The sequence below is a fragment of the Acidocella sp. C78 genome (assembly GCF_907164655.1).
The window spans coordinates 57,993-83,100 of record NZ_CAJQZK010000016.1; the positions used below are offsets into that span (position 1 = coordinate 57,993).

Here is a 25,108-nt window from a genome sequence, read left to right on the forward strand (position 1 = left end):
AGACGCTCCGTAGTCATGGCAATAGGTACAGAACCTAGGCCCGCGGACGCACCCGAAGCGGGCCTAGGCCGCGCCTCAGATCTCGACGACGATGCGCCCGCGCACCTTGCCGGCGACGATGTCGGCCGCCGCCGCTTCAATCCCCTCGAAGCCGATCCTCGTGGTCAGCCGGGCCAGCGTCGCGCGGTCGAGTTCGGCGGCCAGCCGCGCCCAGGCCGCCTCGCGCTTCGCCCGCGGCGCCATCACCGAATCGATGCCGGCGAGGGTGATGCCGCGCAGGATGAACGGCAGCACGGTCGCCGGCAGGTCGCTGCCCTGGGCCAGGCCGCACGCCGCGACCACCCCGCCATAGCGCGTCTGCGCCAGCACGTTCGCCAGCGTGTGGCTGCCGACGGAATCGATCGCGCCCGCCCAGCGCTCCTTGCCGAAGGGCCGCCCGGGCGCCGACAGCGTCGCCGCGTCGATGATCTCCGCCGCCCCCAGGGATTTCAGATACTCCGCCTCCGCCTCGGCCCGGCGCGAGGAGGCGAGCACGCGATAGCCGGCATGGGCGAGCAGCGAAATCGCGATCGACCCCACGCCGCCCGCAGCCCCGGTGATGAGAATATCCCCGCTGTCCCGGCTGATCCCCTGCGCCTCCAGCGCCATGACGGCGAGCATCGCGGTGTAGCCGGCGGTGCCGATGGCCATGGTCTCGGCGGCGTCGAGCGGGGCGGGGATATGGATCAGCCAGTCGCCGGGAACGCGGGCGCGCCGGGCATAGCCGCCATGATGCGTCTCGCCGACGCCGAAGCCGTTGAGCAGCACTTCATCCCCCGGCTGGAAGCGCGGATCGGCGCTGGCGGTGACGGTGCCGGCGAAATCGATCCCCGGAATCAGCGGAAACCGCCGGGCGATCGGCGCGCGGCCGGTGACGGCCAGCCCGTCCTTGTAGTTCACCGTGGAATGGCTGACCGCGACGGTGACGCTGCCCTCCATCAGCTCGGCATCGCTCAGGGTCTCGGCGCGGCAGCTCTGGCCGGACTCGTCCTTGCGGATGACCAGGGCGCGGAATTCGTCGGACATGTTGGCTCCTCCTCACCTGTGATCGGCGTTCTGTCCTCCCGCTTTAGCGGGCGGCGCGGCCGATGCACAGGGCTGGCGATGCACTGGGCTGGCGATGCACTGGGCCGGCGGGCGTCTCAGCCCTTCTTCGGCGCGGGCGGGAGCGAAATGGCGAGCGAGAGTTCCTTGAGCCGCGCGGCGGGAACCGGCGCCGGCGCGCCCATCAGCAGGTCCTGGCCCTGCTGGTTGAGCGGGAAGGCGATGACCTCGCGCAGATTGGGCTCGTCGGCCAGCAGCATCACCATGCGGTCCACCCCCGGCGCCGAGCCGCCATGCGGCGGCGCGCCGTAGCGGAAGGCGTTGAGCATGCCGCCGAACCGCGCCTCGACCTCCTCGGCGCCATAGCCCGCGATCTCGAAGGCGCGCAGCATGATGTCCGGCCGGTGGTTGCGGATCGCCCCCGACGACAGCTCGACGCCGTTGCACACGATGTCGTACTGGAACGCCTTGATCGTCAGCGGGTCCTGCCCGTTCAGCGCCTCCAGCCCGCCCTGCGGCATCGAGAACGGGTTGTGGCTGAACACGATCTGCCCGGTCTCCTCGTCGCGCTCGTACATCGGGAAATCGACGATCCAGCAGAACTCGAATTTTGCCCCGTCGATCAGGCCGAGATCGGCGCCGAGCTTCGTGCGCACCGTGCCGGCGAACTTGGCGGCGTCGAGCGCCTTGCCGGCGGCGAAGAAGACGGCGTCGCCAACGCTGGCGCCCGTGGCCTCCCGGATCGCCTCGGCGCGTTCGGGCTCCAGGTTCTTCGCGATCGGCCCCTTGGCCCCGTCCGGAGCAAAGATGATGTAGCCAAGCCCGCCCGCCCCTTCCGACCGCGCCCATTCGTTGAGCTTGTCGAAGAAGGAGCGCGGATTGCCCCCCGTGCCCGGCGCCGGAATGGCGCGGACCACGCCGCCGCCCGCCACGATCTTCGCGAACAGGCCGAAGCCCGAATCGCGGAACGCCTCGGTCACGTCGGTGATCAGCAGCGGGTTGCGCAGATCCGGCTTGTCCGAGCCGTATTTCAGCAGCGCCTCGTCATAGGCAATGCGCGGGAACGGCCACTGCGTCACGCTGCGCCCGCCGCCGAATTCGCGGAACAGCCCGCCGAGCACCGGCTCGATGGTGGCGAACACGTCGTCCTGCGTCACGAAGCTCATCTCGAAATCGAGCTGGTAGAATTCGCCGGGCGCGCGGTCGGCGCGGCTCGCCTCGTCGCGGAAGCACGGCGCGATCTGGAAATAGCGGTCGAAGCCGGCGACCATGAGCAGCTGCTTGAACTGCTGCGGCGCCTGCGGCAGCGCGTAGAACTGGCCGGGATGCACGCGCGAGGGCACGAGGAAGTCGCGCGCGCCCTCGGGGCTGGAGGCGGTCAGGATCGGCGTGGTGAACTCGGTGAAGCCGCGCGCCGTCATCTCGCGGCGCAGCCAGGCGATCACGTTGGCGCGCAGCATGATGTTGCGGTGCAGCTTCTCCCGGCGCAGGTCGAGGAAGCGGTAGCGCAGGCGCAGCTCCTCGGGGAACTGCGCCTCGCCGGCAACCTGGATCGGCAGCACGTCGGCGGTGGACTGCACCTCGACCGTCTCGGCCACCAGCTCGATCTCGCCGGTCGGCAGGCGGGGGTTCACCGTGTCGGCGTCGCGCTTCACCACCCGTCCGGTCACGGTGATCACGCTCTCCACCCGCAGCGCCTCGGCCGCGGCGAACACCGGCGAGCCGGCGGGAAACACGCATTGGGTGATGCCGTAATGGTCGCGCAGGTCGATGAACAGCAGCCCGCCATGGTCGCGCTTGACGTTCACCCAGCCCGAAAGGCGCGCGGTGATGCCGGCATCGGCGGCGCGCAGGGCGCCGCAATCATGGGTGCGATATTCGTGCATGGGGGCCAGTCCTGACAGAAAACAGCGGCAAATGAGCGGCGCGGGTCTTTCCTGTCAAGACGTTGCGTGTCAGTTGATCGCGCATGAAACCGACCCCGAGCTTTCCCGAACCCGTGCTGATCGAGACCACCGAGGCCCTCGCCGCCCTCTGCGCGCGGCTGGCGTCCGAGCCCTTCGTCACCGTCGATACCGAGTTCATGCGGGAAAAGACCTATTTTCCCGAGCTTTGCGTGGTCCAGCTCGGCGGGGCGAACGATGTCGCGGTGATCGACGCCGAGGCCGAGGGGCTCGACCTCGCCCCCCTCGGCGCGCTGTTCGCCAATCCGGGCGTGATCAAGGTGTTCCACGCCTGCCGGCAGGACATCGAGATTTTCCTGCTGAAATTCGGCGCCGTCCCCGCCCCGCTGTTCGACACCCAGGTGGCGGCGATGGTCGCCGGCTTCGGCGACCAGGTGGGGTACGACACGCTGGTCTCCTCGCTCGCCGGCGGCCGGATCGACAAGGCGCACCGCTTCTCCGACTGGTCGGCCCGGCCGCTCTCCCGCGCGCAGATCGCCTATGCCGCGGCGGACGTCACCTGGCTGCGCCCGGTCTATGAAGCGCTGCGCGACCGGCTGACGCGCGAGGGAAGGCTCGACTGGGTGGCCGAGGAGGCCGCGGTGCTGGCCGATCCCGCGACCTATCGCACCGAACCCGCGGATGCCTGGCGCCGGCTCAAGCTGCGCGGCGGCAACCGCCGGCAGCTGGCGCTGGTCAAGGCGATCGCCGCCTGGCGCGAGCGCGAGGCGATGCGGGTGAACGTGCCGCGCCAGCGCATCGTGCGCGACGAGCAGATCCCCGAGCTTGCCGCCCTCGCCCCGGCCGATGCCGAGGGGCTGACCCGGGTGCGCGGCATCTCCAGCGGCTTCGCCGGCGGCAAGTCCGGCCGAGCGCTGCTCGAGGTGATCGCGGCGACGAAGGCGATCCCCGATGCCGATCTGCCGGAGGCGCCGCGCGCCGCCGAAACCGCCCGCCCGCCCGCCGGCCTCGTGGCCCTGCTCAAGGTGCTGCTCGCCGAGCGGGCCGGGGCGCACCACGTCGCCGCCCGGCTGATCGCCTCCGGCGACGATATCGACCGCCTCGCCAGCGAGGACGCGCCGGACCTGCCCTGCCTGCACGGCTGGCGCGCCGAGCTGTTCGGCAACGACGCGCTGCGCCTCAAGGGCGGGCGCATCGCGCTGGCCGCGCGCGGCCGGCGGGTCGAGGTCGTCGAGCTGCCCTGATCACAGCAGCGCCCGCCCCAGCGCGTAGCAGCCCGCCCCGCCCAGCCCGGCGAAGCAGCCGACCGGCCAGTTGGTGAGGTAGGACAAGGCGATCGAGCCGGCCATCAGCGCCAGCGCGATCGCCACCGAAGCCGCAAGCGCCACCGCCGGCCGCGCCGAAACCGCCCGCCCGCACGAGGCGGGGCCCACCATCAGCGCGAAGGTCAGCAGCGCGCCCACCACCGGCACGGCGACGGCTGCCGCCAGCGCGATGGCGGCGAGAAAGCCGAACTCCCACGCCGCCGGCCGCGCGCCGCGCGTCGCTGCAAGATCCGGCGCGATCGCGCCGAGCAGCAGCGGGCGGAAGCCGGCCAGCGCCAGCGCCACCGCACCCGCCCCGGCCAGCGCCATCCCGCCGAGCGACGCGCGCGAAACGCCGAGCACCTGGCCGAACAGCAGCGCGTAGACCTGCGCGGCGTAGCGGTCGGTCCAGGAGAGCAGCAGCGCGCCGGTGGCGAGCAGCATCACCAGGGTCAGCGCCGTCGCCACCTCGGGCCGGCCGCGCCGCCCGAGCGCCCAGATCGCGACCACGCCGGCGAGCCCGAACCCCGCCACCCCGGCGGAGGGCGCGATGCCGAGCAGAACCGCCGCCGCCGCCCCCGGAAACGTGCCGAGCGGCAGCGCATGGGCGGCGAAGGAGGCGCCGCGCAGCACCACGAACCAGCCCACCACCCCCGCGGTGATGGCGACGATGAGCCCCGCCGCCCAGGTATCGAGCATGAAGGCGGCAAACATCTCAGCGCCGCATCCGTGCGGCGAGCCCGGCGCCGGCATGGGCGGCGACCACCAGCGCCACCACGAAAAAACTCACCGGCCAGCCATGCCGCCCGCCCCAGCCGAGGCTCCAGCCATAGCTCTCGTACGCAAGGCCGATGCCGCCCCAGCTCGCGCCGACGCCGATCGCCGCCGCCAGCGCCACCGCCCCCGGCAGCGTGCGGGCCGCCCGCAACCCGGCGGCGGCCGGGCCGATCAGCAGCGCGGTGGCCAGCACCGCCCCCACGCTCATCGCCGCCAGCCCCACCGCCAGCGCCAGCACCGCGAGATGCGCGAAGCCGACAAGCCGCACCCTCACCCCCCGGCTCGCCGCCAGATCGGGGTCGACCGCGATCAGCGCCAGCGGCCGCGCCAGCGCCGCCATCGCCGCCAGCGCCGCCACCGCGCACAGCGCGGCTGGCAGCACCATGCCCGGCGGAATCGCGAACATCGAGCCGAACATCACCGTGCTCGCCGCACCGCCGGCGCCGCTCATCGTCGCGTCGAGATACAAAAACAGCGCCGCCAGCCCGAGCCCCGCGCCCAGCACCACGCCGCTGGCGAGGTCCCGCTCGGCGATCCGCCGCCCGCCGGCCAGCGCCATCGCCGCCGCCCCGCCCAGCGCCATCGCCACGAAACCGGCGAGCGGACGGATGCCGAACAGCAGCGCCGCCGCCCCGCCCGCGCCGGAAATGTCGCCCAGCGCGTGCCCGGCGAAGGCCTGGCCGCGCAGCACGGTGAACACGCCGACCACCGCGGCGACCACGGCGGCGGCGAAACTCACCGCCAGCGCCACGCCGACCGGCCCGAGCGCGAACCACCCGGCGCTCATCGCCCGCCCCTACGGAATGCGGACGACATGCATCGCATCCTCGTCATGGTCATGGGAATGATCATGGGCGTGATCATGGGCGTGATCATGGGCATGGCCGTGCGGCGCGCCGCCGGCGGCGACCACCAGCACCCGCCCATGCACGCGCAGCACGTCGATATGCGCGCCATACAGCGCGCTCAGCACCGCGCCGCGCACCACCTCCGCCACCGTGCCGGCCACCGCCCGGCCCTCGGCGACATAGACGATGCGGTCCATCGCCGGCAGCAGCGGGTTCATGTCATGCGCCGACATCAGCACCGCCACCTTCGCCTCGCGGGCGAGGCCGGCGAGCAGTGCAACCACCTCGGCGACGCTGCGCAGGTCGAGGCTGGCCAGCGGCTCGTCGAGCAGCAGCACGTCGGGGCGGCGGATCAGCGCGTGGGCGATCATCACCCGCTGCTGCTGCCCGCCCGACAGATCGCCCACCCTGCGGTCGGCGAAGCCGGCGGCGCCCACCGCGTCGATCATCTCGTCGACCTGGGCGCGGCGGCGTCGCGAGGGCAGCGGAATGCCGGGCCGATGCCCATCGAGCCCGAGCGCGATCACGTCGCGCGCGCGGATGGGCATGAACCGGTCGAGCGCGATGCTCTGCGGCACATAGCCCACCTGCCCGCGCCCGCCGATCGCGACCCGCCCGCCCAGCAGCGGGACGAGGCCGAGAATCGAGCGCAGCAGCGTCGTCTTGCCCGAGCCGTTCGGCCCGATCAGCCCGGCGAAACTCCCCGGCGCGAGGCTGAACCCCACGCCCGACAGCACCGCCCGCCCGGCATGGCCGACCGCCACCCCCTCCAGCGCGAGGGCCGCGCCGCTCATCCCGCCCTCGCGAGCGCGACGGTGGAGGCGCCATGCGCCACCGCCCGCGTCACCGCCGCGGTCTCGGCCAGCATCCAGGAGCCGAAATGGAACCCGGCGGGCATGGTTTCATATAGCGCCACCACCGGCACACGCGCCGCCCGCGCGGCGTCGAGCATCGCGCGCGTCAGCGGGTCGATCACCTGCCGGTTGTAGCCGAGAAACGCCACCTCCCGCCGCCGCAGCAGCCGTTCCTGCGTGGCGATGTCCTGCGGCGCGGGATCGGTGCCGTTCATCACCGCCGCCTGCAAGCTCCAGGGCGTGGCGATCTCGATGCCCATGGCCTGGAACAGATCGTTGCCCACCGGCTCGGTCACCGCCGCGCGGATGCCGGCATGCTGCGCCCGGAACGCGCCGATCGCCGCCCGCCACGGGTCCAGCGCGGCCGCGAACGCGGCGAGGTTGCGCCGATAGGTCGCCGCCCCCGCCGGGTCGATCGCCGCCAGCGCCGCCGCCACCGCCGCGGCCACCGCCGGCATCGCCGCCGGATCGTACCAGACATGCGGGTTGCGCGTCGCATCCGACAGGCCGAGCACCGCCTGCGCCGAAATCACATGCCGCCCCGGCGCGCTGCCCGCCGTGGCGCCGATGATCCGCCGCGCCCAGGAATCGTAGCCAAGCCCGTTGAGCACCACGAGCCGCGCCGTGGCGAGCCGCCGCGCCACCGCCGGGCTCGCCTCGAACCCGTGCGGATCGGCGTTGGGATTGGTCTCGATCGCGGCAACCTCGACCCGCTCGCCGCCGACCGCCGCGATCACGTCGGCATACTGGCTCTCGACGCCGACCGCCGGAATCCGCCCGGCGGCGCGCGCGATCCACGGCGCCGCCACCAGCCCGGCCAGAACCCCCCGCCGTGTCGCCATGCCGTCCGGCCCTCCTGCGCCCTTCGATAAAATGATATGTTATATCATTCCATCGGTCCAGCACCCTCCGCCGCTCCGCCACCCCTGCCCGCGCCGCCCGCGCCGGTGTAGTCTCGCCCCACGCCAGAACAGGAGCCCGCGCCATGCCCCATGTCATCGTCAAGCTCTATGCCGGCCGCAGCCCGGCGCAGAAGCAGCAGATCGCCGAGGCCGTCACCCAGGCCATCATGGCCTCGGCCGGCAGCAGCGAGGCGGCCGTGTCGGTCAGCATCGAGGATGTCGATCCCGAACACTGGACCGAGACGGTCTTCGAGCCCGACATCCGCGCGAAGCCCGACACGCTCTACAAGAAGCCCGGCTACGAGCCGAAGTGAGGGCGGCGGCGGCCGGCTTCGCCCTGCCCCTGCTGGTGGCGGGCTGCGCCCGGCCAGCGGCGGTGACGGCCTGCGCCGGCACGCGGATCGTGGCACGCGCCGATTCCGAAGGCGGCGCGTTCGTTGGCATGTCGCATTCCGGCACGCGTCTCGCGCTGCGCAATCGCGGCCCGGCGCCCTGCACCCTGCCCGGCTTGCCGACGTTGGTATTCCTCGATGCCGCGCATCGCCGCCTGCCGATCACCCGCCGCCCACCGTTCGGGATGCATCCCGGCCCGGTCGTGCTGCCGGTCCGCCTCGCCGCCGGGGCGGTGGCGACGACCGCGCTGCGCTGGGTGGACGGCCCGGTCTACACCCGCAACGCCTGCATGAAGGTCGCCGCCCTGCGCATCGCCTGGCCGGGCGGCGCGGCCACAATCCCCCTCGCCGCGACGATCTGCGGCCCCGAAGGCAAGGCGGCGGGCATCTCCCAGCCCCCGCTCGCCCGCGCCGGAGACAACAGGATCAGCGGATCAGGATCGCCCGGAAATCGTTGACATTGGTGCGGGTCGGCCCGGTCACCACGAGATCGCCGAGCGCGGCGAACAGGCCATACCCGTCATTGTCGGCGAGCCGCGCTGCGGGGTCGATGCCCAGCGCCCGGGCGCGGGCCAGCGTGTCCGGCGCCAGCACCGCACCCGCATTGTCCTCGGTGCCGTCGATCCCGTCGGTATCCCCGGCGATGGCGTGAATGCCCGGCGCGCCGCCGAGCGCGACCGCGAGCCCGGCGAGAAATTCGAGGTTCCGCCCGCCGCGCCCGCCGCCGCGCACCGTCACCGTCGTCTCCCCGCCCGAAATCAGCGCGCAGGGCGGGGCGAGCGGCGCGCCATGCGCGGCACAGCTCCGCGCCATGCCCGCCATCACCGCCGCCACCTCGCGCGCCTCGCCCTCGATCGCATCGCCGAGGATCAGCGGCGTCACCCCTTCCGCCCGCGCGACCGACGCCGCCGCCTCCAGCGAGGCGAAGGGCGTCGCGATCATCACCTCGCGGGCGCGGGCGAAGGCCGCATCGCCGGGCTTCGGCGTCTCCGCCTCCGGCCGCGCCAGCCAGGCGGCGACCGGCGCGGGCACCGCGATCCCGGCGCGGCGCAGAATCTCCCGCGCATCCTCCAGCGTGGTGGCGTCCGGCACCGTCGGCCCCGAGCCGATCACCGAGGGATCGTCGCCCGGCACGTCGGAAATCATCAATGTCACGATCGCCGCCGGCGCCGCCGCCGCGGCCAGCCGCCCGCCCTTGATCGCCGAGAGATGCTTGCGCACGCAGTTCATCGCCTGGATGTTGGCGCCGCTCTTCAGCAGGGCGCGGTTCACCGCCTGCTTGTCGGCCAGCGAAATCCCCGGCGCCGGCAGCGCGAGCAGCGCCGAGGCGCCGCCGGACATCAGCACGAGAACGAGATCGTCGGCGGAAAGCCCCCGCACCATCCCGAGGATGCGCGCCGCCGCCGCCTGCCCGGCTTCATCCGGCACCGGATGCGACGCCTCGACCACCTCGATCCGCCGGAGCGGTTTTTCGGACCCGTGCCCGTAGCGGGTCACCACGAGGCCGGACATCGGCGCCGCCGCCGGCCAGTGCGCCTCGACCGCCTCGGCCATCGCCGCCGCCGCCTTGCCGGCGCCGATCACCACGGTCCGCCCCTTCGGCGCGGCGGCAGATGCGGCGCCACGCGGCGCGAGGGCGAAGCCGCATCCACCGCGGCCGCGAACATCCGCCGCAACAGGTCGAGATCGCCCTCACGCATGCCACCTTCCCCCTTGTCGTTCCGGCCGCGGACCCGCTCCGTCCGATCGAGTGACGCTCTAACCCCGCGGACCGCCCCGGTCCAGCGCGGCCGGCAGCGCCGCGCCGGGGAAAACATTCAGCAATCGTTGCCGCGCAGGGCGAAGGTCTTCACCATCCCGCCCTTCAGCGCGAAGGTGACGGTGCAGTGCCGCGCATACGTCTCGGGCGGGAAGACCGGTCCGTAATAGGGCCGTAATACGGGCCATAGAACCCCGGATAGGGCGCGCCGACCCCCGGCTGGTAGCCATATGACCGCTCGACATAGGCGAAATAGGTCGTGCCATCGACCGTGATCCTGCGGTCCGGCACGCCGAGTGCTGCCACCAGCGCCGATTCGGGCCGTCCGACATAGCCCGACATCCGCTCGGCGAGGCTTGGCCCCACCGCGCAACCCGCGAGCATCAATGCCGCGACCGGCGCGGCCAGAACAAGCGTCCTTCGCATCCTACGCTCCTTGGTTTCCGGGCCTCGGCCCGTTGATGATGTGCAATATCTACAGTGGGTGCGTTTCCCGCTTATATCAGAGCCATAACACATCGGTGATGCGCGGCGCCCCGGCGGCGATCATCGCCAGCCGGTCGAACCCCAGGGCAATCCCCGCGCACTCCGGCATCCGCCCCACCGCCGCCATGAAATCTTCATCGAGCGGCCAGTCCTCGCGGCCGTAAAGCGCGTGCCGCCGCGCCCGGTCGGCCTCGAACCGCGCCCGCTGCTCGGCCGGGTCGGTCAGCTCGGCGAAGGCGTTGGCAAGCTCCATCCCGCACACGTAAAGCTCGAACCGCTCGGCGACGCGCGGGTCATCCGCCCGCCGCCGCGCGAGGGCTGCCAGCGGCGCCGGCCAGCCGGTCAGGACGGTGGGGTGCGTCCGCCCGAGATGCGGCTCGATCCGCCCGAGCATGAGGCGGAAGAACAGGTCCTCCCAGTCCTCGCCGTCGCGCCGCGCCACCCCGGCATCGGCGGCGAGGCGATGAGCATCGCCCACACTCGCCAGCACATCCACGCCGCAATGCCGGTCGAACGCCTCGGCGACGCTCAGCACCTCGATCCTGGCAAGCTCCGTCGTCACCCCCCGGCACGTCACCACCGGCGGCAGCACCGCGCGGAGGAATTGCACCGTCTCCTCGATCAGGGACGACAATCCGGCGCCGGGGCGATACCATTCCAGCATGGTGAATTCCGGCGCATGCGTGTCCGACCCCTCATGGTCGCGCCAGACCCGGGCGAGCTGGAAGATCGGCCCGGCATCGCCGGCGAGCAGCTTCTTCATCGCGAATTCGGGGCTGGTATGCAGCCATTGCCGCGCCGCCGCGCCATCCGGCGCGTGCACCGTGGTCGAAAGGGCGGCGAGATGCACCTCCTCGCCCGGCGCCGGCACCAGATACGGCGTCTCCACTTCCGTGTAGCCGCGCGCGGCGAAGAAGGCGCGCGTCGCCTGCGCGAGCAGCCCGCGCCGCCGCAGGAAGGGCAGCCGGGCGGCGAGGCGGTCGGGATCGAATGCTTGTCTGGCCATGCGCCGCAGGATAGCACCGCCGCATGGCCACTCCCACGCTCCGCACCGCAAACCAGCTGATCGAGGCCGGGCTCGCCCCGCCCGCCGCCCGGGCCGCGCTGGAGGCCGTCGCCGCGCGCTACGCCACCGCGATCCCCGCCCCGCTCGCCGCCCTGATCGGCGATCCCTCCGACCCGATCGGCCTTCAGTTCATCCCCGACCCCGCCGAGCTTGAAACCGCCCCGCACGAGCGCGCCGACCCGATCGGCGACGACGCGCTCTCCCCGGTGCCCGGCATCGTCCACCGCTACCCCGATCGCGCGCTGCTCAAGCCCACCCTCGCCTGCCCGGTCTATTGCCGCTTCTGCTTCCGCCGCGAGCATGTCGGCCCGGAAGGCGGCGTGCTCTCCGAAGCCGAGCTTGAGGCGGCGTTCGCCTGGCTGGAGGGTCACGACGCCGTGCGCGAGGTGATCCTGACCGGCGGCGATCCGCTCATCCTCTCGCCCCGCCGCCTTGGCGCGATCTTCGCCCGGCTGCGCGCGATCCCGCATATCAGCCGGCTGCGGCTGCACACCCGCGTGCCGGTCGCCGACCCGGCGCGGATCACGCCCGCCCTGCTCGCCGCCCTCGATCTCGACCCGCCGCTCTTCCTCGTGCTGCACGCCAACCACGCGCGCGAATTCGGCGCCGAGGCCCGGGCCGCGCTGGCGGCGCTGCGCCGCGCCGGCATCCCGCTGCTCGGCCAGTCGGTGCTGCTGCGCGGCGTCAACGACACGGCGGAGGCGCTGCGCGCCCTGTTCGAGACCATGCTCGGCTGCGGCGTGAAACCCTATTACCTGCACCAGCTCGACCCCGCCCCCGGCACCGCCCGCTTCCATGTGCCGATCGCCGCCGGGCGGGCGCTGATCGCCGCCCTGCGCGGCACGATTTCCGGCCACGCGCTGCCGACCTACATCCTCGATGCGCCCACCGGGAAAACCACGCTCGAACCCTCGCCGGTTTCCCTTTCCGCCGGGCTGTGATAGGCGCGCATCATGCCTGTACCGCTGATCGCCGTGCTGAACGGTCCGAACCTCAACATGCTGGGTCTGCGCGAGCCCGAAATCTACGGCATCCAGACCCTCGACGATCTCGAGGCGCTCTGCGCCGAGGCGGCCGAGGAGCTGGGCCTCGCCATCGATTTCCGCCAGACCAACGGCGAGGGCGAGCTGATCACCTGGGTGCAGGAATGCCGCGGCCGCGCCGCCGGCATCGTCATCAATCCGGCGGGCTACTCGCACACCTCGATCGCGCTGATGGACGCGCTGCACGCGGTCGACCTTCCGGTCATCGAGGTGCATCTGTCCAACATCCACCAGCGCGAGGCGTTCCGCCATCACTCCTACGTGTCGCAGGCCGCGCGCGGCGTGATCTGCGGCCTTGGGTTCACCGGCTACCGGCTGGCGCTTCAGGCGATCGCCGAGATTGTGGAGCAGGAAGCATGAGTCTCTCCTTCGACCCCGAGGTGCTGCGCGCCCTCGCCGCCCTTCTCAAGGATGGCGACCTCGCCGAGATCGAGCTTGAGGAAGGCGACCGCCGGCTGCGCCTCGCCCGCGCCAGCGCGCAGGCGGCGCAGTTCGTCGCCGCCCCGGCCTATCCGGCCCCGCCCTACGCGATGCCGCAAGGAATGGCGCCGGGTATGGCGCCGGGCGCACCGGCACCCGCCGCCGCGGCGCCGGAAGCCGCCCCCGCCGCCGCCAACCATCCCGGCACGGTGAAATCGCCGATGGTCGGCGTCGCCTATCTCTCGGCCGAGCCGGGGGCCGCGCCGTTCATCAGCGTCGGCGCCACGGTCGAGGCCGGGCAGACGCTGCTGCTGATCGAGGCGATGAAGACCTTCAACCAGATCAAGGCGCCGCGCGCCGGCACCGTGAAATCCATCCTCGTCGCCTCCGGCCAGCCGGTCGAATACGACGAGCCGCTGGTCATCGTCGAATAGGCGGCGCGCGTCCGTGTTCTCGAAAATCCTGATCGCCAATCGCGGCGAAATCGCGCTCCGGGTCCAGCGCGCCTGTCGCGAGATGGGCATCGCCACCGTCGCGGTGCATTCCACCGCCGATGCCGATGCGATGCATGTGCGCCTGGCCGATGAAAGTGTCTGCATCGGCCCCGCCCCGGCGCGCGACTCCTATCTCAACATGCCCGCCCTGATCAGTGCCGCGCTGATCACCGGCGCCGAGGCGGTGCATCCCGGCTACGGCTTCCTCTCGGAAAACGCCGATTTCGCCGAGATGGTGGAAGCCCACGGCCTCGCCTTCATCGGCCCCTCGCCCACCCATATCCGCATGATGGGCGACAAGATCACCGCCAAGACGACGATGGCCGATCTCGGCGTGCCGCTCGTCCCCGGCTCGGACGGCGAGGTGCCGGATGTCGAGGCGGCGAAGCGCGTCGCCGCCGAAATAGGCTGTCCGGTGCTGATCAAGGCCGCGGCCGGCGGCGGCGGGCGCGGCATGAAGGTCGCCCGCACGCTCGACGAGGTCGAGGAAGCCTTCCGCACCGCCCGCGCCGAGGCCGGCGCCGCCTTCGGCAACAACGCCGTCTATATCGAGAAATATCTCGACCGGCCGCGCCATGTCGAGCTTCAGGTGATGGGCGACAATCACGGCAGCGTGGTGCATTTCGGCGAGCGCGACTGCTCGCTCCAGCGCCGCCACCAGAAACTGCTCGAAGAGGCCGGCTCGCCCGGCATCACCCGCGAGGAGCGCGACCGCCTGGGCGAGATCGCCACCGCGGCGCTGGCCAGGTTCGGCTACCGCAACGCCGGCACGCTCGAATTCCTCTACCAGGACGGCCAGTTCGCCTTCATCGAGATGAACACCCGCCTGCAGGTCGAGCATCCGGTCACCGAAATGGTCACCGGCGTCGATCTCGTGCGCGAGCAGATCCGCATCGCCGCCGGCGAGCGGCTCGGCTACGGCCAAGCCGATATCCGCTTCAACGGCCACGCCATCGAGTGCCGCATCACCGCCGAAGACCCGAAACCTTCACCCCCTCGCCGGGCAAGGTCGAGGTGTTCCACGCCCCGGCGGGCTCGGCGTGCGGCTCGATTCGGCGCTCTACGCCGGCTACCGCATCCCCCCGCATTATGACAGCCTGGTCGCCAAGCTGATCGTCCATGGCCGCGACCGCGCCGAGGCGATCGCCCGGATGCGCCGCGCGCTCGGCGAATTCGCCCTGTCCGGCATCCGCACCACGATTCCGCTGCACCTGCGCATTCTCGACGATCCCGGCTTTTGCGCCGGCGACTACACGATCCACTGGCTCGAAAACTTCGTCGCCCGCGGCTGACGCGGCCCCCGCGGTCATCGCCGCCGGGCCGGTGCGCGCCCGCGGCGATGAAACTGTTGCGTTACGTTACAATACAGGCCTTCCGCGCGCCCGACGCGCACATAACTGATGATCGCAATTTGCAATCGCGCCCATCTGCCTTAATCTCAAATTCATAATTTTAATTCATAATCGTTACGAATGTCAGAGAAATGAAACTCGCATTTGATTTGTCCACATTTGAGCCAGGCTTGCCGGGGCCATGAAAGCCCCGCGCCACACGCTGCGCGACCTCCCGTCCCAGACCAGGCGGCAGATCGAGATTTCCCTGCTTGACACGCGGGCGGCGCTGGTGCCGCGCATGGTCATCACCGGCGGCACCGTGGCCGCGATCCTCGGCCATGAATTCCGCGACCAGCTGACGCGCGCCCCGCTCATCGCCGCCGGGCTCGGCGGCCTCGCCACCTGCTACATCCTGCTCATCACGGTCGCCGCCCTCTGGTCGCGCCGCGCCGCCGAGCCGCAGCCCTCCGTGTTCAAGGTGCTGTTCTGCGGCCTCGCGCTGCTGATCGGCGTGTTCTGGGCCTGTATCGAAATCGGCGGGCTGCGCCATGCCAGCGGGCCGCAGGAGAGCCTCGTCTACGCCATCATGGTCGGCCTCATCTCCACCGCCGCCTTTTCCGGCCCGGCGCTCTACGCCCTGCTCTACTGGGCGCCGGTCACCGCCGGTGCCGCCATCGCGCTGATCACGAGCACGGCGCATCCCTCCGCGACCGCCCTTGTCGGCCTCGGCAGCTACGCCCTGCTGACCTTCACCACCATCCTCTATGTCAACGCCAACACGATGGAGCGCGAATTCCGCCGGCTGGAAGCGGAACGCCAGAGCGAGGTGATCAACCTCCTGCTGCGCGATTTCGAGGAAGGGGCGAGCGATTTCCTCTGGGAGACCGACGCGGCGCTCACCCTGCTCCGCCCCTCCTTGCGCTTCGCCGAGGCCGCGCGCACCACGCCGGAGGCGCTCGCCGGCCAGTCGCTGGTGCGCTTTCTCGTCGAGCATGGCCGGACCGACCCCGAGCAGACCTGCGCCCCGGCGATCGGCAACCTCCTCTACCGCATCGGCCGGCGCGAAACCTTCAACGAAAAGAGCGCGCCGCTGTTCTTCGCCGGCGAGGAGCGCTGCTGGTCCTTCGCCGGCAAGCCGGTTTTCGACCGCGAGGGCGGGTTCGTCGGCTATCGCGGCGTCGGCTCCGATGTCACCGCCCACCGCAACGCCGAACGGCGCATCGCCCATATCGCCCGGCACGACAGCCTGACCGGCCTCGGCAACCGCATAGGGTTCGACGAGGGGCTGCACGCGGCCTGCGCCAACCCGGTCGGCGTCGGCACCGGGCTGATCTGCCTCGATCTCGACCATTTCAAGTCGGTGAACGACCGCTTCGGCCACAAGGCGGGCGACGAGCTGCTCCAGGCCGCCGCCGGCCGGCTGCTCGCCTGCGTCCGCAGCCACGACCGCTGCTTCCGCCTCGGCGGCGACGAATTCGCCATCCTGCTGCCCGACGCCACCACCGCCGATGTCGAGGCGGTGACGCGGCGCATCATCGACCGCCTGGCCGATCCGTTCCGCCTCGCCGACATCACGGTGGCGATCGGCTGCTGCGCCGGCATCGCGATGATCACGCGCGCCGGAATCCAGCCCGAGGACGTTCTCCACGCGGCGGATCTCGCCCTCTACCGCGCCAAGGCGAGCGGCCGCGGCGCCGTCCGCATGTTCGACCCCGAGAACGACCGGCAGACCACCCGCCTGCGCCAGCTCGATGCCTCGCTGGTCAACGAGTTCGAGCGGCAGAGCTTCTTCCTCCAGTTCCAGCCCATCATCCGGCTCGAAAGCGGCGCGGTCACCACCGTCGAGGCGCTGGTCCGCTGGCGACACCCGCAATTCGGCATCCTGCCGCCGGACCAGTTCATCCCCGCCTCCGAGCACAACGGCACCATCATCCGCATCGGCGCCTATGTGATCGACGCCGCCTGCGCCTTCGCCGCCACCCTGCCCGAGCAGGTCACCGTCGCGATCAACCTCTCCCCGGTCCAGCTGCACGACCCGCTGCTGCTCGAACGGATCGGCAATGCCCTGGCGCGTCACGCGCTCGCCCGCGGGCGCATCGAGTTCGAACTGACCGAAACCGCGATCCTCGATGTCTCGCCGGCCACCCGCGACATTCTGGACGCCATCCGGGCGCTGGGCTGCCGCCTCGCGCTCGACGATTTCGGCGCCGGCTATTCCTCGATCGCGACGCTCTATTACTTCCGCTTCGACCGTCTGAAGATCGACCGCGCGCTGATCCGCGACGCGCTCGACGATGCCCGCCGCCGCAGCATCCTGCTGCATGTCGGGCGCATGGCGCACGATGTCGACCTCACCCTCACCGCCGAGGGTCTGGAAACCGAGGCCGACCGCGCCCGGCTGGTCGAACTGGGCTTCGATGAGGGCCAGGGCGCGCTGTTTTCAATGCCGATGGATGGCGAGGCGCTGCACGCCTGGCTGCGCCCGCACATCGTCCGCCCCGCCTCCGGCGCCGCCTGAGCGGCAGAGGCGGCGCGCACCGCCACCCGAACCACCACCCTGAAGTCCGGGTGGCAATCCGGGCGGCAAGCGCGCGCCGGCGGAGTCAGCCCTGCGGGACCAGCTTGTCCTGCGTCTTCGTGTCGAAATCGCTGGCGTCGTGGCGCTCGTGCAGCTGTTCGCTCGGCTCGCCGAACACGCGGTTGACCATGCGCCCGCGGCGAACGGCAGGGCGCTCCCAGATCTGGTCGGCCCAGCGCAGCACGTTGCGGTATTCATGCACCTGGAGGAACTCGGCGGCGTTGTAGAGCCAGCCCTTCACCAGCCCGCCATACCACGGAAACACCGCGATATCGGCGATCGTGTACTCCTTGCCGCCGAGATACTCGCTCTCGGCCAGCCTGCGGTCGAGCACATCGAGCTGCCGCTTGGTTTCCATCGCGAAGCGGTTGATCGGATATTCGAACTTCTCCGGCGCATAGGTGTAGAAATGGCCGAACCCGCCGCCGAGATACGGCGCGCTGCCCATCTGCCAGAACAGCCACGAGAAGCACTCCGCCCGCGCATCGGTATCGAGGGGCAGGAATTCGCCGAATTTTTCCGCGAGATACACAAGGATCGAGCCGGATTCGAACACCCGGCGCGGCTCCGCGCCGCTGCGGTCGACCAGGGCGGGGATCTTCGAATTGGGGTTGGCGGCGACGAAGCCGCTGCCGAACTGGTGACCCTCGTTGATGCGGATCAGCCAGGCGTCGTATTCGGCGCCCGCATGGCCGCGCGCGAGCAGCTCTTCCAGCATGACGGTGACTTTCACCCCGTTGGGCGTCGCCAGCGAATACAGCTGGAGCGGATGACGGCCGACCGGCAGCTCCTTCTCATGGGTGGGGCCGGCGATCGGGCGGTTGATACTGGCGAAATGACCGCCGCTGGGCTGTTCCCACGTCCAGATTTTCGGGGGCGTGTAGCCGGAGTCGCTCGTCATCGTGTTCATCTCTCCACTGTTTCAGGACCCGGCGCCGCGGCGAGGCCGCACCCCGCATCGAAGGCGCACCGGCGGAACATAGGGCGCGGCGCGCGGTTTTTCAGGCCCCGATCGCTTCGGCGGCCCGATTATGGAGCGATTGATATGAAATTTTCAGGCGGGGATGGGAAGCCGCCGCGCCCGGGGCTTTCGGGCGGCCGGCGCCACCGGCGCTTCCACCGCCGCCGGCATCGCGAAGCCATCCTCCCTTGTGTGGAATCCCGCCGCGCGGCCGGCGAGCCGGGCGGTTTCATCCTTGAGCGACACGGTGGCGGCCGCCGTCTGCTCCACCATCGCGGCATTCTGCTGCACCGCCTGGTTCATCTGCCCGGCGGCGGCATTCACCTCCGACAGGCTGCGCGCCTGGCGCGCCGCGGAGTCGGAGATTTCGGTGATGAGCCGGTCGAGCGCGATCACGTTTTCGGTGATCATCTCCAGCGCCGTCCCGGTCTCGCCGACGAGGCGAACCCCCTCGCCCACCTGCTTGGACGACCGGGCGATGAGCTGCTTGATCGATTTCGCCGCGTCCGCCGAGCGATGGGCGAGCGCGCGCACCTCGGACGCGACGACGGCGAAGCCGCGCCCGGCATCGCCGGCGCGCGCCGCCTCGACCCCCGCATTCAGCGCCAGCAGGTTGGTCTGGAACGCCACCTCGTCGATCAGCCCGATGATCTGGTCGATCTCGCGGGATGACGCCTCGATCTGCCGCATCGCCGCGACGGCATCGCCCACGATCACGCGGGACTTGTCGGCCGCGCCATTCGCCGATTGCGCGGCCTCGTTCGCGCGGGCGGCGTTTTCCGCCGTCTGCTTCACGCCGTTGGTGATCTCGTTGAGCGCGGCGGTGGTCTGTTCGAGCGTCGCCGCCTGCTGCTCGGTGCGGCGGGCGAGATCCTCGGCGGCGCGGGCAATCTCGTCCACCCCGCCATTGATCTCGCCGGTGCTGCGCTTCACCCCGCCGAAGCTTTCGTCGAGCCTGGCCAGCGCGTCGTTGAAATCGTCGGCCAGGCGCGCATACTGGTCCGGCAGCGTCTCGGTCATGCGATAGGAGAGGTCGCCGGCGGCGAGCGCGGCGAGCGCGCTGCCCAGCGCGCCCATCACCGCCTCGCTGGTCGCGGCGGCCTTTTCCTCCACCGCCCGGCGCCGCGTGTCGAGCGCATCGAGATAGACCGCGATGGCGAGGTCCATGTCGAGGAAAGTGGCCTTGATCAGCGCGCCGAGATCCGCCGCCGGGTCGGCGGCCCGCGCGGTGCGGCGGCCGAACAGCCCGGCCGGCTTCGCCGTCCGCGCCTCCAGCACACCGGCGACGATACGTTCGAGGATCAGCGCATACCCCGCGATATACCAGCGCGGCTCAAGCCCGATCCGGGCATGCACCTCGCCCACCCGCGTCACCGCATCCACATAGTCGTCATCGAACAACGCGTCGGCGATGCGGGTCCAGTGGCCGTTCTGCCGGGTCTGCGCGGTATCGATCGAGGCTTGGCCGGAAAAGAACGCGCTCGCCTCCGGACTCCGCGCCAGCCGCTCGTAGAAATCGGCGAGCGCGCCGGAAACCGCCCCCGCCAGAACCGGCTTCAGCGTCCGCAGACGCTCCCTGACCCGCTCATCGAGCCCGATGAATTCCAGTCTCTGCGCGATAGCCTGGCGGCTGTTGCTGGTCATGACCGGCTCGTCCTCAAACTTATTACACAAATTCAAGAATTATCATATAACTATTAAATTCGCGCTAACACAGCGGAACGAACGCCATGATCGCGCAGCCTGCCCATCCCACCTTGCGGGATGGCAGAGACGAAGTGCCGCGAACTTGCTATCCAGAGACGGCGATACGGATGGAGGCTGGAGCAGGGCATGGCACGAACCACGAACACGCGGGCGGTGTGGCAGGCGCGCGGAGGGCGGGGCTGATGGATGGATCATCCTCGCCGCGCACGGCGAACCGCCGGCAGGCCGAGATCATGAGCCTCCTGCAGGAGGCCGGGCGCGTCTCGGTCGAGGATCTGGCGACGCGCTTCGGCGTCACCCCGCAAACGATCCGGCGCGATCTCAACGAATTGTGCGAGGTCCATCGCCTCACCCGCGTGCACGGCGGCGCGATGATCGCCTCCAGCGTCGCCAATCTCGCCTATGACGCGCGCAAGCTGGTCGCCCAGCCGGTCAAGCAGCTGATCGGCGAGGCGGCGGCCCGCCTGATCCCCGACAATTCCTCCCTGCTGATCAATATCGGCACCACCACCGAAGAGGTCGCCCGCGCCCTCGCCCAGCACAGCGGCCTGCTGGTCATCACCAACAACCTGCACGTCGCCGCCGAGCTCTACCGCTCGCCCGGCGTCGAGCTGATCATGGCCGGCGGCACCATGCGCCGCGCCGATGGCGGCATCGTCGGCGCCACCACGGTCGAGCAGATCCGCCAGTTCCGCGCCGATTTCGCCGTGATCGGCACCTCCGCGATCGACCGCGACGGCACGCTCCTCGATTTCGACAGCCGCGAGGTCCAGGTCTCCCGCGCCATCATCGAATGCGCCCGGCGGGTGATGCTGGTCGCCGACAGCAGCAAGTTCAACCGCTCCGCCCCGGTCCGCATCGCCCATCTGAAGGATGTCGACATCCTCGTGACCGACCGGCTGCGCACGCCCGAAAGCCGCGAGCTGTGCGAGCGCCTCGGCACCGAGGTGGTGGAAACCGCCGGCGAGGAAGAGAGCGACGTCGCCGACTGATCCCGCCCGATTTCGCTTTCATTTTCGCTTTTCTATTCGTTTTGAGTATTGACCCCCGATTTTTGTTCGTATTAATGTTCGCTTCAACAAGCGAGCAGCGACGAAACGCAAACGCGGGAGGTTTGGCTGATGGCGTCCGCACCGGACACTTCAGAGATCCACGATATCGCGATCATCGGCGGCGGCATCAACGGATGCGGCATCGCCCGTGACGCGGCGGGGCGAGGCTGGTCGGTCTTTCTCTGCGAGGCCGGCGATCTCGGCGGCGCCACCTCGGCGGCTTCCACCAAGCTGATCCACGGCGGCCTGCGCTATCTCGAATACTACGAGTTCCGCCTGGTGCGCGAAGCGCTGATGGAGCGCGAGGTGCTCTGGGGCATCGCGCCGCACATCATCTGGCCGCTGCGCTTCGTGCTGCCGCATCACAAGGGCCTCCGCCCGGCCTGGATGCTGCGCCTCGGCCTGTTCATCTACGATCATCTCGGCGGCCGGAAAAAACTGCCGCCCACCCGCACCCTGCGGCTGCGGCGCGATCCGGCGGGCCAGCCGCTCGATGTTCGTTTTGTCCGTGGATACGAATATTCCGATTGCTGGGTCGAAGATTCCCGCCTCGTCGTGCTCAATGCGCGCGACGCGGCGGATCGCGGCGCCGAAATCGCCCCGCGCACCCGCTGCGTCAGCGGCGCGCGCGAGGACGGTCTCTGGACCCTCACCCTCACCGACGAGCGCGGCGAAACCCGCAAGGTCCGCGCCCGCGCCCTGGTCAACGCCGCCGGCCCCTGGGTGGCCGAGGTGCTGCAACAGGTGCTGCGCGCCAACAGCCCCGCCGCGGTCCGCGCCGTGCAGGGCAGCCACATCGTCGTCCGGCGGCTCTACGAGGGCGAGCATTGCTACATCTTCCAGAACGAGGACGGGCGGATCTTCTTCGTCATCCCCTATGAGCGCGACTTCACCCTGATCGGCACCACCGACCGCGACTATCACGGCGACCCCGCGGCGGTGCGCGCCTCGGCGGAGGAAATCGCCTATCTCTGCGACTCCGCCAGCGCCTATTTCGCGAAGCCGATCACCCCGGCGGATGTCGTCTGGGCCTATTCCGGCGTCCGCCCGCTCTATGACGACGGCGCCTCGAAAGCCCAGGCCGCCACGCGCGACTACGTGCTGGAAATGGACGCCCCGTCCGATGGCCCGGCCCTGCTCTCGGTCTTCGGCGGCAAGATCACCACCTATCGCCGCCTCGCCGAATCGGTGCTCGACCGTCTCGCCCCGCATTTGCCCGCAGCACGCGGCGCGGCGAAGGGCTGGACCGGCCAGGCCGCCCTGCCCGGCGGCGATTTCCCGCCCGAGGGCTACGCCGCCGAGGTCGCGTCCCTGCGGCGCGACTATCCCTTCCTCGCCGCGCGCCTCGCCGCCCGGCTGGTCCGCGCCTACGGCACCCGCGCCCGCGCCCTGCTCGGCGCCGCGGCGCGGATGGAGGATCTCGGCCGCGGCTTCGGCGCCGACCTCACCGAAGCCGAGCTGCGCTACCTGCACGACCACGAATTCGCCCGCACCGCGGACGACGTCGTCTGGCACCGCAGCAAGCTCGGCCTGCATCTCTCCCACGAGGAGATCGCGGCGATCGAGCGCTTCATGCAGTCACTCGCCACGGCGGACGCGCACGGATGACGCGCGCCGTCACCCCATCTGACCGGAAACGGGGCCGCGCGCACCCGCAGCCCGCACTTCGCGGGCCGGAACCGTCGCATCCTCTATCCGGAGGTTAGTCTGGTTCATCAACAGCCACAGGGAGGAACAATAATGTCGCGTTATGTAGGAGCCATAGACCAGGGCACGACAAGCTCGCGCTTCATCGTGTTCGACAAGGGAGGGAACATCGTCTCCGTCGCCCAGAAGGAACACCGGCAGATCTATCCGAAGCCGGGCTGGGTCGAGCACGATCCCATGGAAATCCTGTCCAACACCAACGAGGTCATCGGCGCCGCCCTCGCCCGCGCCAACCTCACCGCCGCCGACCTCGCCGCCGTCGGCATCACCAACCAGCGCGAGACCACGGTGGTGTGGGACCGCAAGACCGGCCAGCCGCTCTGCAACGCGCTGGTCTGGATGGACACCCGCACCGACCAGCTGGTGCAGCACTTCACCCGCGATGGCGGGCAGGACCGCTTCCGCGCGAAAACCGGCCTGCCGCTGGCCACCTATTTCGCCGGGCTGAAACTGCGCTGGATTCTCGACAACGTCGAAGGCGCGAAAGCCAAGGCCGAGGCCGGCGACGCGCTGTTCGGCACCGTCGATTCCTGGCTCACCTGGAATCTCACCGGCGGGGCGAATGGCGGGCATCACGTCACCGACGTCACCAACGCCAGCCGCACCATGCTGATCGACCTCGCGACCTGCGCCTGGGACGATGACATGCTGAACGCCTTCGGCATCCCCCGCGCCTGCCTGCCGAACATCGTGCCCTCCTCCGCCGTCTATGGCGAAATCCGCACCGCTCCGCTGCAAGGCACCAAACTCGCCGGCATGCTGGGCGACCAGCAGGCCGCCCTGGTCGGGCAGACCTGCTTCGCCCCCGGCGAGGCCAAGAACACCTATGGCACCGGCTCGTTCCTGCTGATGAACACCGGCACCGAACCGGTGCAGTCCAAGGCCGGGCTGCTGACCACGCTCGCCTACCAGTTCGGCGACGAGACGCCGCGCTACGCGCTGGAAGGGGCCATCGCGATTACCGGCGCGCTGGTGCAGTGGCTGCGCGACAACCTGAAACTGTTCGACGTCGCCCCGCAGATCGAGCCGCTCGCCCGCAGCGTCGAGGACAATGGCGATGTCTATATCGTCCCCGCCTTCTCCGGCCTCTACGCGCCCTACTGGAAAGACGACGCCCGCGGCGTCATCGCCGGGCTGACGCGCTACGCCACCCGCGCCCATCTGGCCCGCGCCGCCCTCGAATCCACCGCCTATCAGGTGCGCGACGTGGTCGAGGCGATGCAGGAGGATTCCGGCATCCGGCTGGCGACGCTGAAGACCGATGGCGGCATGGTCGCCAACGAATTGCTGATGCAGTTCCAGGCCGACATCCTGAACGCCCCGGTGGTCCGCCCGAAAATGACCGAAACCACGGCGTTGGGTGCCGCCTACGCCGCCGGTCTCGCGGTCGGCTACTGGGCCAACCTCGAAGACCTGCGCGCCAACTGGGGCGTGGACAAGACCTGGGAACCGGCGATGGCCGCCGAAACCCGCGACAAATACTATCGCTCCTGGAAGAAGGCGGTCCAGCGCTCCTTCGCCTGGGTTGACTGATCACACAGCCAATCGAACCACAAGAGAAACAGAAATGTCCATTTTCACGGGTGAATTCCTCGGCACCGCGACGCTGATCCTGTTCGGCGACGGTGTGGTGGCGGGTGTCCTGCTCAACCATTCCAAGGCGCAGAATTCCGGCTGGATGGTGATCACCACCGGCTGGGCCTTCGCGGTGCTCGCGGGCGTGTTCGTCGCCAAGGCCTGCGGCAGTCCCGCGGCCTATATCAACCCCGCCTTCGCGATCGGCATCGCCGTCGATCACGGCAACTGGACCGGCATTCCACAAGCCATCGCCGGCGACTTCCTCGGCGCCTTCGCCGGCGGCGTTCTCGTCTTCCTGCAATACCTGCCGCACTGGAAGGAAACCCCCGATCAGGGGCTGAAACTCGCCGTGTTCTGCACCGCGCCGGCGATCCGCAACACCATGACCAACCTGATCAGCGAAATCATCGGCACCTTCGCGCTCACCTTCATCATCGGCGCGATCTTCTCCAAGGCCGCCGCACCGCACGGCATTTCCGACGGCATGGGCCCCTATCTGGTGGCGGCCCTGGTCTGGGGCATCGGCCTGTCGCTGGGCGGGACCACCGGCTACGCGATCAACCCGGCGCGCGATCTCGGGCCGCGCATCGCCCACGCGCTGCTGCCGATCCCGGGCAAAGGCGGGTCGGACTGGGGCTATGCCGCCATTCCGGTGGTCGGCCCGGTGATCGGCGCCGCCCTCGCCGGCGTCGCGATGGCCGCCTTCCATATGTAACCGACTGCCGCCGGATGCGCGGGCGCAGCCGACGGCGCCCGCGCCGCAAGAGCGAAAGCCCCTGTTCGCCGCACCGGCGGCGGCACCTCCCGCCCGGACCATTCGTCCGGGCGTTTTTTTGCGGCCGGACGAGGATTGCCGGGC

General features: G+C 70.4%; 21 protein-coding genes and 2 pseudogenes. 12 read left to right on the plus strand and 11 right to left on the minus strand.

Features of this window, described 5'->3' with window-relative positions; genetic code table 11:
• Positions 1 to 75: 75 nt before the first annotated feature.
• Both ACIDOCELLA78_RS000000106790 and aspS read right to left on the minus strand, forming a co-directional pair.
• Entirely contained in the window at positions 76 to 1,065 is a 990-nt protein-coding gene (locus ACIDOCELLA78_RS000000106790) for an MDR family oxidoreductase (RefSeq protein ID WP_201728942.1), read from the minus strand.
• A gap of 116 nt (positions 1,066 to 1,181) precedes the next feature.
• Positions 1,182 to 2,969 carry an aspartate--tRNA ligase gene (gene aspS / locus ACIDOCELLA78_RS000000106795; RefSeq protein WP_201728943.1) on the minus strand — a complete coding sequence of 596 codons (1,788 nt, stop codon included), beginning with the start codon at positions 2,967 to 2,969 and terminating at the stop codon, positions 1,182 to 1,184.
• A gap of 83 nt (positions 2,970 to 3,052) precedes the next feature.
• On the opposite strand from aspS, the gene rnd reads away from it, so the two are divergent.
• Complete coding sequence (gene rnd, locus ACIDOCELLA78_RS000000106800) at positions 3,053 to 4,231, plus strand: ribonuclease D (RefSeq protein ID WP_201728944.1); 1,179 nt, start codon at positions 3,053 to 3,055, stop codon at positions 4,229 to 4,231.
• Here rnd and ACIDOCELLA78_RS000000106805 read toward each other — a convergent pair whose 3' ends face one another.
• The 4 genes from ACIDOCELLA78_RS000000106805 to ACIDOCELLA78_RS000000106820 are packed head-to-tail and all read right to left on the minus strand — an operon-like array spanning position 4,232 to position 7,612.
• Complete coding sequence (locus tag ACIDOCELLA78_RS000000106805) at positions 4,232 to 5,005, minus strand: metal ABC transporter permease (protein WP_201728945.1); 774 nt, start codon at positions 5,003 to 5,005, stop codon at positions 4,232 to 4,234. It abuts the gene before it with no gap.
• Position 5,006: 1 nt separating this feature from the next.
• Positions 5,007 to 5,855 (minus strand): metal ABC transporter permease, encoded by an 849-nt coding sequence (locus ACIDOCELLA78_RS000000106810; protein ID WP_201728946.1) that lies wholly within the window; start codon positions 5,853 to 5,855, stop codon positions 5,007 to 5,009.
• Positions 5,856 to 5,864: 9 nt separating this feature from the next.
• Entirely contained in the window at positions 5,865 to 6,710 is an 846-nt protein-coding gene (locus tag ACIDOCELLA78_RS000000106815; RefSeq protein WP_201728947.1) for a metal ABC transporter ATP-binding protein, read from the minus strand.
• Positions 6,707 to 7,612 carry a metal ABC transporter solute-binding protein, Zn/Mn family gene (locus ACIDOCELLA78_RS000000106820; RefSeq protein ID WP_201728948.1) on the minus strand — a complete coding sequence of 302 codons (906 nt, stop codon included), beginning with the start codon at positions 7,610 to 7,612 and terminating at the stop codon, positions 6,707 to 6,709. The genes ACIDOCELLA78_RS000000106815 and ACIDOCELLA78_RS000000106820 overlap by 4 nt, the downstream gene beginning before the upstream one ends.
• Before the next feature lie 143 nt (positions 7,613 to 7,755).
• On the opposite strand from ACIDOCELLA78_RS000000106820, the gene ACIDOCELLA78_RS000000106825 reads away from it, so the two are divergent.
• A complete protein-coding gene (locus ACIDOCELLA78_RS000000106825; protein ID WP_201728949.1) occupies positions 7,756 to 7,986 on the plus strand; it encodes a tautomerase family protein in 231 nt (76 codons plus the stop codon).
• The gene (locus ACIDOCELLA78_RS000000106830; RefSeq protein WP_201728950.1) at positions 7,983 to 8,522 is read left to right on the plus strand and encodes a DUF4232 domain-containing protein; all 540 of its coding nucleotides are present in this window, start codon (positions 7,983 to 7,985) and stop codon (positions 8,520 to 8,522) included. Before ACIDOCELLA78_RS000000106825 ends, ACIDOCELLA78_RS000000106830 begins: the two co-directional genes overlap by 4 nt.
• Here ACIDOCELLA78_RS000000106830 and ACIDOCELLA78_RS000000106835 read toward each other — a convergent pair.
• From ACIDOCELLA78_RS000000106835 to epmA, 3 genes and pseudogenes are all read right to left on the minus strand, one after another.
• Positions 8,491 to 9,764 (minus strand): annotated as a pseudogene (locus tag ACIDOCELLA78_RS000000106835) (glycerate kinase). The gene ACIDOCELLA78_RS000000106830 and the pseudogene ACIDOCELLA78_RS000000106835 sit on opposite strands and share 32 nt — an antisense overlap.
• Positions 9,765 to 9,928: 164 nt before the next feature.
• Entirely contained in the window at positions 9,929 to 10,249 is a 321-nt protein-coding gene (locus ACIDOCELLA78_RS000000106840) for a hypothetical protein (RefSeq protein ID WP_249676009.1), read from the minus strand.
• Between the two features lie 76 nt (positions 10,250 to 10,325).
• Complete coding sequence (gene epmA / locus ACIDOCELLA78_RS000000106845; protein ID WP_201728951.1) at positions 10,326 to 11,315, minus strand: EF-P lysine aminoacylase EpmA; 990 nt, start codon at positions 11,313 to 11,315, stop codon at positions 10,326 to 10,328.
• 23 nt (positions 11,316 to 11,338) lie between these two features.
• Between epmA and ACIDOCELLA78_RS000000106850 the strand changes: the two genes are divergently transcribed.
• From ACIDOCELLA78_RS000000106850 to ACIDOCELLA78_RS000000106870, 5 genes and pseudogenes are all read left to right on the plus strand, one after another.
• A complete protein-coding gene (locus ACIDOCELLA78_RS000000106850) occupies positions 11,339 to 12,316 on the plus strand; it encodes a lysine-2,3-aminomutase-like protein (RefSeq protein WP_201728952.1) in 978 nt (325 codons plus the stop codon).
• Between the two features lie 12 nt (positions 12,317 to 12,328).
• On the plus strand, positions 12,329 to 12,778 hold the full coding sequence (gene aroQ / locus ACIDOCELLA78_RS000000106855) for a type II 3-dehydroquinate dehydratase (protein WP_201728953.1): 450 nt from the start codon (positions 12,329 to 12,331) through the stop codon (positions 12,776 to 12,778).
• The gene (gene accB / locus ACIDOCELLA78_RS000000106860) at positions 12,775 to 13,272 is read left to right on the plus strand and encodes an acetyl-CoA carboxylase biotin carboxyl carrier protein (protein ID WP_201728954.1); all 498 of its coding nucleotides are present in this window, start codon (positions 12,775 to 12,777) and stop codon (positions 13,270 to 13,272) included. The genes aroQ and accB overlap by 4 nt, the downstream gene beginning before the upstream one ends.
• 13 nt (positions 13,273 to 13,285) lie before the next feature.
• Positions 13,286 to 14,624: pseudogene (accC, locus tag ACIDOCELLA78_RS000000106865) on the plus strand (acetyl-CoA carboxylase biotin carboxylase subunit).
• A gap of 241 nt (positions 14,625 to 14,865) precedes the next feature.
• Positions 14,866 to 17,184 (plus strand): bifunctional diguanylate cyclase/phosphodiesterase, encoded by a 2,319-nt coding sequence (locus tag ACIDOCELLA78_RS000000106870; RefSeq protein ID WP_201728955.1) that lies wholly within the window; start codon positions 14,866 to 14,868, stop codon positions 17,182 to 17,184.
• 85 nt (positions 17,185 to 17,269) lie between these two features.
• Here the strand turns inward: ACIDOCELLA78_RS000000106870 and yghU are convergent, their stop codons facing one another.
• Positions 17,270 to 18,145 carry a glutathione-dependent disulfide-bond oxidoreductase gene (gene yghU / locus ACIDOCELLA78_RS000000106875; RefSeq protein WP_201728963.1) on the minus strand — a complete coding sequence of 292 codons (876 nt, stop codon included), beginning with the start codon at positions 18,143 to 18,145 and terminating at the stop codon, positions 17,270 to 17,272.
• Between the two features lie 153 nt (positions 18,146 to 18,298).
• Positions 18,299 to 19,849 (minus strand): globin-coupled sensor protein, encoded by a 1,551-nt coding sequence (locus ACIDOCELLA78_RS000000106880; RefSeq protein ID WP_201728956.1) that lies wholly within the window; start codon positions 19,847 to 19,849, stop codon positions 18,299 to 18,301.
• Between the two features lie 245 nt (positions 19,850 to 20,094).
• On the opposite strand from ACIDOCELLA78_RS000000106880, the gene ACIDOCELLA78_RS000000106885 reads away from it, so the two are divergent.
• The 4 genes from ACIDOCELLA78_RS000000106885 (at position 20,095) to ACIDOCELLA78_RS000000106900 (ending at position 24,964) form a co-directional block, all read left to right on the plus strand.
• Positions 20,095 to 20,904 (plus strand): DeoR/GlpR family DNA-binding transcription regulator, encoded by an 810-nt coding sequence (locus ACIDOCELLA78_RS000000106885; protein ID WP_201728957.1) that lies wholly within the window; start codon positions 20,095 to 20,097, stop codon positions 20,902 to 20,904.
• 129 nt (positions 20,905 to 21,033) lie between these two features.
• Complete coding sequence (glpD, locus tag ACIDOCELLA78_RS000000106890) at positions 21,034 to 22,572, plus strand: glycerol-3-phosphate dehydrogenase (RefSeq protein WP_201728958.1); 1,539 nt, start codon at positions 21,034 to 21,036, stop codon at positions 22,570 to 22,572.
• A gap of 132 nt (positions 22,573 to 22,704) precedes the next feature.
• Positions 22,705 to 24,204 carry a glycerol kinase GlpK gene (glpK, locus tag ACIDOCELLA78_RS000000106895; RefSeq protein ID WP_214006284.1) on the plus strand — a complete coding sequence of 500 codons (1,500 nt, stop codon included), beginning with the start codon at positions 22,705 to 22,707 and terminating at the stop codon, positions 24,202 to 24,204.
• Between the two features lie 34 nt (positions 24,205 to 24,238).
• Positions 24,239 to 24,964 carry an MIP/aquaporin family protein gene (locus tag ACIDOCELLA78_RS000000106900; RefSeq protein WP_201728959.1) on the plus strand — a complete coding sequence of 242 codons (726 nt, stop codon included), beginning with the start codon at positions 24,239 to 24,241 and terminating at the stop codon, positions 24,962 to 24,964.
• Positions 24,965 to 25,108 lie beyond the last annotated feature (144 nt).